The organism is Pseudomonas putida (assembly GCF_028682175.1).
Classification (GTDB): domain Bacteria; phylum Pseudomonadota; class Gammaproteobacteria; order Pseudomonadales; family Pseudomonadaceae; genus Aquipseudomonas; species Aquipseudomonas putida_AD.
This window is the reverse complement of sequence record NZ_JANHKS010000023.1, coordinates 81,197-89,546: the sequence shown is the minus strand read 5'-3', so window position 1 is coordinate 89,546 and position 8,350 is coordinate 81,197. Positions and strand designations below refer to the sequence as shown.

Genomic DNA, 8,350 nt, shown 5'->3' with positions numbered 1-8,350 from the left:
GCCGTGCTGCTACGTCATGAGTTTCATATGCTGGTTTTTCAGACCAAACACCCGCAATCAACTGCTGTCCCAATCCCGAGCAGGGCCTATAATGCGCGCCGGTTTTTTGGGGGTATTGGTCATGAGCACAGAAGATCCACGTTTCGCCGGCGTCGCCCGCCTGTACGGCATCGAAGGCCTCGAGCGCCTGCGCGCGGCCCATGTCGCGGTGGTGGGCATCGGTGGCGTGGGTTCCTGGGCGGCGGAAGCCATGGCGCGTTGCGGCGTGGGCGAGATTTCGCTGTTCGATCTGGACGACGTCTGCGTCAGCAACAGCAACCGCCAGTTGCACGCCCTGACCAGCACCGTCGGCAAACCCAAGGTCGAAGTGATGGCCGAGCGCCTGCGTGAGATCAATCCGGACTGCGTGGTGCACGCCGTGGCGGATTTCGTCACCCGCGACACCATGGCCGAGTACATCACCCCCGAGATCGACTGCGTGCTCGACTGCATCGACAGCGTCAACGCCAAGGCCGCGCTGATCGCCTGGTGCAAGCGCCGCAAGATCCAGATCATCACCACCGGCGGCGCGGGCGGGCAGATCGACCCGACGCTGATTCAGGTGTGCGACCTGAACCGCACCTTCAACGACCCGCTGGCGTCGAAAGTGCGCTCGACCCTGCGCCGCGATTACGGTTTTTCCCGCACCCTCACCCGCCACTACAGCGTGCCCTGTGTGTTTTCCACCGAGCAACTGCGCTATCCCAAGCCGGACGGCAGCATCTGTTTGCAGAAAAGCTTTGTCGGCGATGGCGTGAAGCTCGACTGCGCGGGCGGGTTCGGCGCGGTGATGATGGTCACGGCCACCTTCGGCATGGTGGCGGCGACCAAGGCGGTGGAGAAGATCGTGGCCGGCGCGCGGCGCCCGTCGGAGCGGGTCAAGGCCAAGACTGACTGACACAACCCGTTCCCGACACACTACGATTCCTGTGGGAGCGAGCTTGCTCGCGAAAGCGTCCTCCCTGACACCACCCTGTTGGAGCAACCACCGAATTCGCGGGCAAGCCCGCTCCCACAGTGATTTAGTAATAGTTACCGGCGAGTCAACCTGCCATTTGCCGCATCTTCTGCAGCACTGCGTTCAAGCCATTGCTACGCGAAGGGGAGAGCTGGCGGCTCAGGCCCAGTTGCTGGAACCAGTCATTCAGATCCACCTGCTGTAGCTCAGGCGCCGACAGCCCGTTGACCCGCGCCAGCAGCAACGCCACCAGACCACGAATCAGCCGTGCATCGCTCGCCGCACGAAACTGCCAGTGATCATCGATCACGCTACCCAACAGCCAGACCTTGCTTTCGCAGCCATCCACCAGGTTCGCGTCGGTCGTTTCGTCGTCGGCCAGCACCGGCAAGCGTTCACCCCATTGCATCAACAGCCGCGCCCGTTGCTCCCAGCCCAGGGAAGCATTGAAGGTGTCCAGTGCGTCCTGCGCGTCCTTCGGCAAATTCATCGCAACAGCTCCAGTGCCTGATCCAGCGCGTTGAAGAATCGCTCCAGATCTTCGGAGTCGTTGTACAGCCCCAGGGACACCCGGATCGCACCGGTCAACCCGAGGCTGCCGATCAGCGGAATTGCACAGTGATGGCCCGCGCGCACGGCAATGCCTTGCTCGGTCAGCAGGTGCGCCAGATCAGCGTTGTGCACGCCTTCAACGACAAAGCTGGCCAGCGCCGTCTGCGGATTGCCCACCAGCCGCACCCCCTTGTGCAGCAACAAGCCTGCGCACAGCAACTCGTGCAGTCGCGCCTCGTGCTCGGCGGCGGCAACCGGGTTCACGTCGTTGAGGTAGTCCAGCGTCGCGCCCAGGCCGATCACCCCGGACACCGGTGGTGTACCGGCCTCGAAACCCAGCGGCGCAGGGCGGAAGGTGGCGTCGTGGTAGCTGGCCTGCAGTACCATCTCGCCGCCGAACTGCCAGTGCTTCAGTTGTGCCAGCGCCTGATGCCGGCCGAACAGCACGCCGACGCCGTCCGGGCCGTACAGCTTGTGGCTGGAGAACACATAAAAGTCGCAGCCCAGCGCCTGCACGTCGTGACGACCGTGGACCACGCCCTGGGCGCCGTCGATCACCGCCAGCGCGCCTTGGGCCCTGGCCAGTTCCACCAGACGCGCAACCGGCTGCCAGGTCCCGAGCACATTGGACAACTGGCTCACCGACAGTAACCGGGTGCGTGAGGTGATAAGGCTGGCAGCGGCGTCGATGTCGATCACACCATCGACGGTCAGCGGCAGCACGACCAGCTTCAGACCGCGACGGGTTGCCAGTTGCTGCCAGGGCAACAGGTTGGCGTGGTGTTCGAGGGCGCTGACGACGATCTCGTCGCCCGGCGCGAACAGGTGCTCCAGGCCGTACGCCAGCAGATTGAACGCCGACGTCGCGCCATGGGTGAAGACGATCTGGCCCGAGGTGCCGGTGTTGAGCCATCCGGCGACCTTGTGGCGGGTGTCTTCGAATGCCTGAGTCGCCATCGCCCCAGGCAAATGCTGGGCGCGGTGCACGTTGGCTGCGCCGTTGGCGTAGTAGTGCGCCAGGGCGTCGATCAGGGCTTGGGGTTTTTGTGCGGTGGCGGCGCTGTCCAGATAGGTCTGGCCTTGCCGTTCGAGGGCATCGAGTGCAGGGAAATCAGCGCGCCAGGGCGAAATGAGGGACATGACATTCAGGCTCTGTAATGAGACAGGAGCCCCAAAGGGCTCCGGTCCTTGCAGCGCAGCGATCAGTTGTGAGCGTGCAGCGCTTCGTTCAGCTCGATGGCCGACTTGTGGGATTTGCATTCCACGGCGCCGGTCTGCGAGTTGCGACGGAACAGCAGGTCAGGCTGACCGGCCAGGTCGCGGGCCTTGAGGACCTTGACCAGTTCGTTCTTCTCATCGAGCAGTGCGACCTTGGTCCCTGCGGTGATGTAGAGGCCGGCTTCGACGGTGTTACGGTCACCCAGCGGAATACCGATACCGGCGTTCGCGCCGATCAGGCAGCCTTCGCCGACCTTGATCACGATGTTGCCGCCACCCGACAGGGTACCCATGGTCGAGCAGCCGCCGCCCAGGTCAGAACCCTTGCCGACGAACACGCCAGCCGAGACACGACCTTCGATCATGCCCGGGCCTTCGGTGCCGCCGTTGAAGTTGACGAAACCTTCGTGCATCACGGTGGTGCCTTCGCCGATGTAGGCGCCCAGGCGCACGCGCGCAGCGTCGGCGATACGCACGCCAGCCGGCACCACGTAGTCGGTCATTTTCGGGAATTTATCGACGGAGAACACTTCCAGCAGTTCGCCTTTGAGGCGCGCTTCGAGCTGGCGCTCGGCCAGTTCGGTCAGGTCGATGGCGCCGTGGCTGGTCCAGGCGACGTTCGGCAGCAGCGGGAACACGCCCGCCAGGCTCAGGCCGTGGGGCTTGACCAGGCGATGGGACAGCAGGTGCAGCTTGAGGTAGGCCTCAGGCGTGGAAGTCAGGGCGGCGTCTTCGGCCAGCACGGTGGCGACCAGCGGCTTGTGGCTTTCGGCCAGGCGGGTCAGCAGCGCGGCCTGGGTAGCGTCGACCGATTTCAGCGCATCAGCCAGTTTCGAGGCCAGGTCGGTATTGAACGCGATGGCCTGGTTGCCACCGGTGTAGCCCAGGATCGGTGCGACTGCGGCGACGATTTCAGCCGACGGATTGAGCAGTGGCTGGGCGTAGAAGACTTCCAGCCAGGCGCCTTGACGGTTTTGTGTGCCAACGCCGAAGGCCAGGCTGAACAGGGAAGTGGACATGCGAATACCTCTTTAACTTTTTAATAGCTATCTCAATCAGGCGATAGCTGCTGCGTACAGTTCGGGTTTGAAGCCAATCAGGGTCTTGTCGCCGAGATCGAGCACAGGGCGCTTGATCATCGACGGCTGGGCGAGCATCAGTTCGATTGCCTTGTCCTGGTCGATATCGGCTTTCTGCGAATCGTCCAGTTTGCGAAAGGTCGTACCTGCGCGATTCAACACTGTCTGCCAGCCGTGCTCGTTGCACCACTGGGTCAGGTGTTCGCGGTCGATGCCCTGGGTTTTGTAATCGTGGAAATCGTAGCTCACCGGTTTTTCATCGAGCCAGGTGCGCGCCTTCTTCATCGTGTCGCACGCCTTGATGCCGAAAAGGTGCAACTTTTTGGATTCTGCCATGAGCTTGCCCCCTTTGAGACGGTTGAAAAACGGTGACGGATTATGCCACGTACGAGCCCCTTGGGTGCGCCCTGGCGTAGCTTTGTCTTTGACAGCGGGTATTTTTGTGCGAGTTAAGACTTATGTATGAACTCGGGCTGACAGACTAACCCGTTAATATGGCACTTCGACGCTGCGCCCACGGCTGCCGGGGCGCAGCGACACGTCGCTCGTTTGGGGATACACGCAATGCAGACTGCCTATACCGTCCTGATCCTGTTGACGCTGGTAGGTGTCTCGCGTTTGCTGGCCCGGGTCATCCCGCTGCCGGTGCCGCTGCTGCAGATTGCGGCGGGCGCATTGCTGGCCTGGCCGACCCTGGGCCTGCATGTGGCGCTGGACCCTGAATTGTTTCTCTTCCTGTTTCTGCCGCCGCTGTTGTTCTCCGATGGCTGGCGGATGCCCAAGCGGGATTTCTGGCGCTTTCGCGGGCCAATCCTGACCATGGCCGTGGGCCTGGTGATTTTCACGGTGGTGGGCGCCGGTTACTTCATTCACTGGTTGCTGCCTTCCGTACCGCTTGCGGTGGCATTCGCACTGGCCGCGGTGCTCTCTCCTACCGACGCCGTTGCCGTTTCTGCCATCGCCCAAGACCGTTTGCCTGCACCGATCATGCGTCTGTTGCAGGGTGAGGCCCTGATGAACGACGCCACGGGCCTGGTGACCTTCAAGTTCGCCCTGGCCGCGGCCATCACCGGGGTGTTTTCCCTGACCGATGCCAGCCTGACCTTTGTGCTGGTGGCCTGTGGCGGGCTGGCGGTAGGTGTCGGGCTGAGCTGGCTGGTGGGGCGCTTTCGCAGCTGGATGATCGCCCGGGGCTGGGATGATCCGGCGACTCACGTGGTGTTCATGTTGCTGCTGCCGTTTGCCGCCTATGTCCTGGCCGAGCGGCTTGAGGTGTCGGGCATCTTGTCGGCGGTGGCGGCGGGGATGATGCAGAGCTGGGTTGACCTGTTGCCGCGCCAGACCAGCACCCGGCTGCTCAATCGAAGCGTGTGGACGCTGCTGGAATTCGCGTTCAACGGGCTGATCTTTTTGCTGCTCGGCCTGCAGTTGCCGGAGATCGTCAGCGCCGTCACTCACCACGAGGTCACGGTCTGGCCGCCGCTGCTCTGGCGTTGCCTGGATGTGCTGGCGATCTTCGTCGTGCTGGCGCTGCTGCGCTACGTGTGGGTGCGAAGCGTGTGGCGCCTGATGGTGCTGGTTCGCCGCTGGCGTGGGCGCGGGGACGGTTCGCTGGAGTTGTCGATGCGCTCCTCGTTGTTGCTGACAGTGGGCGGAGTGCGAGGTGCGGTGACGCTGGCGGGTACCTTGTCGGTGCCGATGCTGATCGCCGCCGGTGTCGATTTCCCCGAACGGGACCTGCTGATCTTCATCGCTGCCGGGGTGATTCTGCTGTCCCTGATCGTGGCCTGTGTCTGCCTGCCACTGCTGTTGCGCGGGCTGGTCAGCGAGCCGGACTTGCGCCTCAAACGCGAGGTGCGCGATGCCTGGAAGCGCACCACCCCGGCGGCGATCAAGGCGCTGGAGAGCGAAGAATTGCCGGACGCGACCCACTCCACCGACGCTGCAATGGCGGTGATGGCGACCGAAGTGAAGTCGCGGATCATGTCCGAGTATCGCCACCGCCTGGAAATCTTCGACGACACGGCCGAAGCCCAGGCGCTGGCGTTCCAGATGGATCAACTGGAGAAACGCATGCGCCTGAACGCCCTGCGCGCCCAGCGCCTTGAGCTCTACAGCCTGCATCGCCACCGGCAGATCGGCGACGATGTGCTGCGCGTGATACTGGCCGAACTGGACCTCAACGAGGCCAACCTCGGCGTGTTCAAGCAGGAGCGTGGTTAGGCCAGAGGGCCGCGATCATTCTGGCGGTCGCCGTAGATGAAGTTCATGAACTCCTTGTCCTTGGTGCTCAGCCCCTTGCCGGTATTGTCGATCTGGAAGTCTCCGCGCGTGTGCTTCTGAAGCACGTTGTAGTGCATGACTGACTCAGGGTCATAGCCGGAATAGGAAAAGTCTGCGGCTTCATATTTGTTCAGGACGTTCTGGCGAATGAACGCTTCGTTCACGCCCTTGGTGATGAAGTCCTGGATGACTTTTTCTTCGTCCCAGGGAATGTTCGCGTCGGGGTGCTGGTGTTCGTGTTCGGCGCCCAGCGCATGGCCGAATTCGTGCAGCACGGTGCGTTCGAAGTCTGCGCTCAGGTAGTTGCGGATATCGAATGCGTCCATCGACTTGCCCTGCATACCCATGAGCTTGCTGGTGTCGATCAGGCGGGTCAGGTCGAAGTGCATGGTCGGCACGTCCTGCCTGTGAAAGCCCAGCAAAGCGTCGGTGCCGACGGCGCTCAGGTGCAGGTCACTGTCGAGGATGATGCGGATCTCGGCATCGCCCGAGTCAACCAGCTTGAACTTGAGGTTGACGTGGGGCAGCCATTTGCACGCCGTTTCGAAAAATACCTGCTGCAGAGCGGGAGGGATGGTGCCGAGGAAGCGGATTCGCAACGTGCGCCCGCGCGCCCAGTACTTGGTGAATGACGTCACGATGCGTGAGTCACGATCCGTGGCCTGTTCGCCGTCGGTCAGGTAACTGGGGGTAATGGCAGCGTTGAAAGGGTTTTCCCGAAGCGCCGCTTCAGAAGCAGCCTGCAGGTCCGGGTGATGATGGGTGTGGCAGTGGTAAAGCGGTGTATTCACCGTGGCTATCCTTTCCAGTGATGGCGTCATCGAGAATCGATGCGGCCTGAACATCACGGAAGGTTAAGCGGCTACGGCGGGGGCCGGGTCATACATATATATAGCGCACAGGCACCGCGGCCGGCGCGCCTGAAAACCCTTCAGTCAGGGCCTCAGGCGCACCCGACGATCAGCGGGACTTCAAGAACTCGCGAATCCGCTGCGCCGCTTCGACGCACTCGGCCAGTGGCGCGACCAGTGCCATGCGCACTCGGCCAGCACCGGGGTTGAAGCCTTCGACGTCCCGCGACAGGTACGAGCCCGGCACCACGGTGACGTGCTCGGCTTCGAACAGGTCGCGGCAGAAGGCTGCGTCATCGCTGCCCACGTTCGGCCACAGGTAGAAGCTGCCGTCGGGGCGTTGCACGTCCATCACCGGCGAGAGGATTTCCAGCACGGCGTCGAATTTCTCACGGTACAGGTCGCGGTTGGCCAGCACGTGGGCTTCGTCGTTCCATGCGGCGATGCTTGCCAGTTGTGTCTGAACCGGCATCGCGCAACCGTGGTAGGTGCGGTACAGCAGGAACGCCTTGAGGATGTCGGCATCTCCCGCGACGAAGCCCGAGCGCAGGCCCGGCAGGTTGGAGCGCTTGGACAGGCTGTGGAACACCACGCAGCGCTTGAAATCCTGGCGGCCCAGTTCTGCGCAGGCGGTCAGCAGGCCTGGCGGCGGGGTGGCTTCGTCGAAGTACAGCTCGCTGTAGCATTCGTCGGCGGCGATCACGAAGTCGTGTTCATCGGCCAGGGCGATGAGCTTTTTCAGGGTCTCGACCGGGATCAGCGCGCCTGTCGGGTTGCCAGGCGAGCACAGAAACAGGATCTGGCAGCGCTTCCAGACATCGACCGAAACCGCATCGAAATCCGGGTTGAAGCCGTGCTCGGGCAGGCACGGCAGGTAGTGCGGCCTGGCGCCGGCCAGGAACGCCGCGCCTTCGTAGATCTGGTAGAACGGGTTGGGGCTGACCACCAGGCCGTCATCGCTGCGATTGACCACGGTCTGGGTGAAGGCGAACAGCGCCTCGCGGGTGCCGTTGACCGGCAGCACGTGTTTTGCCGGATCCAGCCAGCCCGCTGGCACGCTGAAACGACGCTCGCACCATTTGGCGATGGCTTCGCGCAAGGCGGGGATGCCGGCGGTGGTCGGGTACACGGCCATCTGGTCGAGGCTGTCGGCCAGGGCCTTGGCGACGAATTCCGGCGACTTGTGCTTGGGCTCGCCGATGGACAGCGCGATCGGGCGCTTGTCCGGGTTGGGCGTAACGCTGCCGAGCAGGGCGCGAAGCTTTTCGAACGGGTAGGGCTGAAGCTGTTGCAGAGCGTTGTTCATGGGCAATCGTTCTCAAGGAGCTGGGCGCCTGGTCTTGGGGGCAGGCGCCGTTGAATCGAATCTA

General features: G+C 63.0%; 8 protein-coding genes. 2 read left to right on the top strand and 6 right to left on the bottom strand.

Annotated features, from left to right (window positions below):
• The first annotated feature begins 121 nt into the window (after window positions 1–121).
• Entirely contained in the window at window positions 122–937 is an 816-nt protein-coding gene (gene tcdA, locus NPS29_RS17015; RefSeq protein ID WP_274133901.1) for a tRNA cyclic N6-threonylcarbamoyladenosine(37) synthase TcdA, read from the top strand.
• Between the two features lie 145 nt (window positions 938–1,082).
• On the opposite strand, the gene NPS29_RS17010 is transcribed toward tcdA, so the two are convergent.
• The 4 genes from NPS29_RS17010 to NPS29_RS16995 all read right to left on the bottom strand — a co-directional run bounded on the left by NPS29_RS17010 (window position 1,083) and on the right by NPS29_RS16995 (window position 4,182).
• Window positions 1,083–1,487, bottom strand: coding sequence for a SufE family protein (locus NPS29_RS17010; RefSeq protein WP_274133900.1), 405 nt, complete (start codon window positions 1,485–1,487; stop codon window positions 1,083–1,085).
• Window positions 1,484–2,689: an aminotransferase class V-fold PLP-dependent enzyme gene (locus NPS29_RS17005; RefSeq protein ID WP_274133899.1), complete on the bottom strand. Its 1,206-nt coding sequence runs from the start codon at window positions 2,687–2,689 to the stop codon at window positions 1,484–1,486. Before NPS29_RS17005 ends, NPS29_RS17010 begins: the two co-directional genes overlap by 4 nt.
• A gap of 62 nt (window positions 2,690–2,751) precedes the next feature.
• A complete protein-coding gene (gene dapD, locus NPS29_RS17000; RefSeq protein ID WP_274133898.1) occupies window positions 2,752–3,786 on the bottom strand; it encodes a 2,3,4,5-tetrahydropyridine-2,6-dicarboxylate N-succinyltransferase in 1,035 nt (344 codons plus the stop codon).
• 36 nt (window positions 3,787–3,822) lie between these two features.
• Window positions 3,823–4,182 carry an ArsC family reductase gene (locus NPS29_RS16995; RefSeq protein ID WP_274133897.1) on the bottom strand — a complete coding sequence of 120 codons (360 nt, stop codon included), beginning with the start codon at window positions 4,180–4,182 and terminating at the stop codon, window positions 3,823–3,825.
• A 228-nt stretch (window positions 4,183–4,410) separates the two neighbouring features.
• Here NPS29_RS16995 and NPS29_RS16990 point away from each other — a divergent pair, with 228 nt between their 5' ends.
• On the top strand, window positions 4,411–6,069 hold the full coding sequence (locus NPS29_RS16990; protein ID WP_274133896.1) for a Na+/H+ antiporter: 1,659 nt from the start codon (window positions 4,411–4,413) through the stop codon (window positions 6,067–6,069).
• Here the strand turns inward: NPS29_RS16990 and NPS29_RS16985 are convergent.
• Both NPS29_RS16985 and dapC read right to left on the bottom strand, forming a co-directional pair.
• Window positions 6,066–6,920 carry a M12 family metallopeptidase gene (locus NPS29_RS16985; protein WP_274133895.1) on the bottom strand — a complete coding sequence of 285 codons (855 nt, stop codon included), beginning with the start codon at window positions 6,918–6,920 and terminating at the stop codon, window positions 6,066–6,068. The two genes, NPS29_RS16990 and NPS29_RS16985, sit on opposite strands and share 4 nt — an antisense overlap.
• Before the next feature lie 169 nt (window positions 6,921–7,089).
• Entirely contained in the window at window positions 7,090–8,286 is a 1,197-nt protein-coding gene (dapC, locus tag NPS29_RS16980; RefSeq protein WP_274133894.1) for a succinyldiaminopimelate transaminase, read from the bottom strand.
• Window positions 8,287–8,350 lie beyond the last annotated feature (64 nt).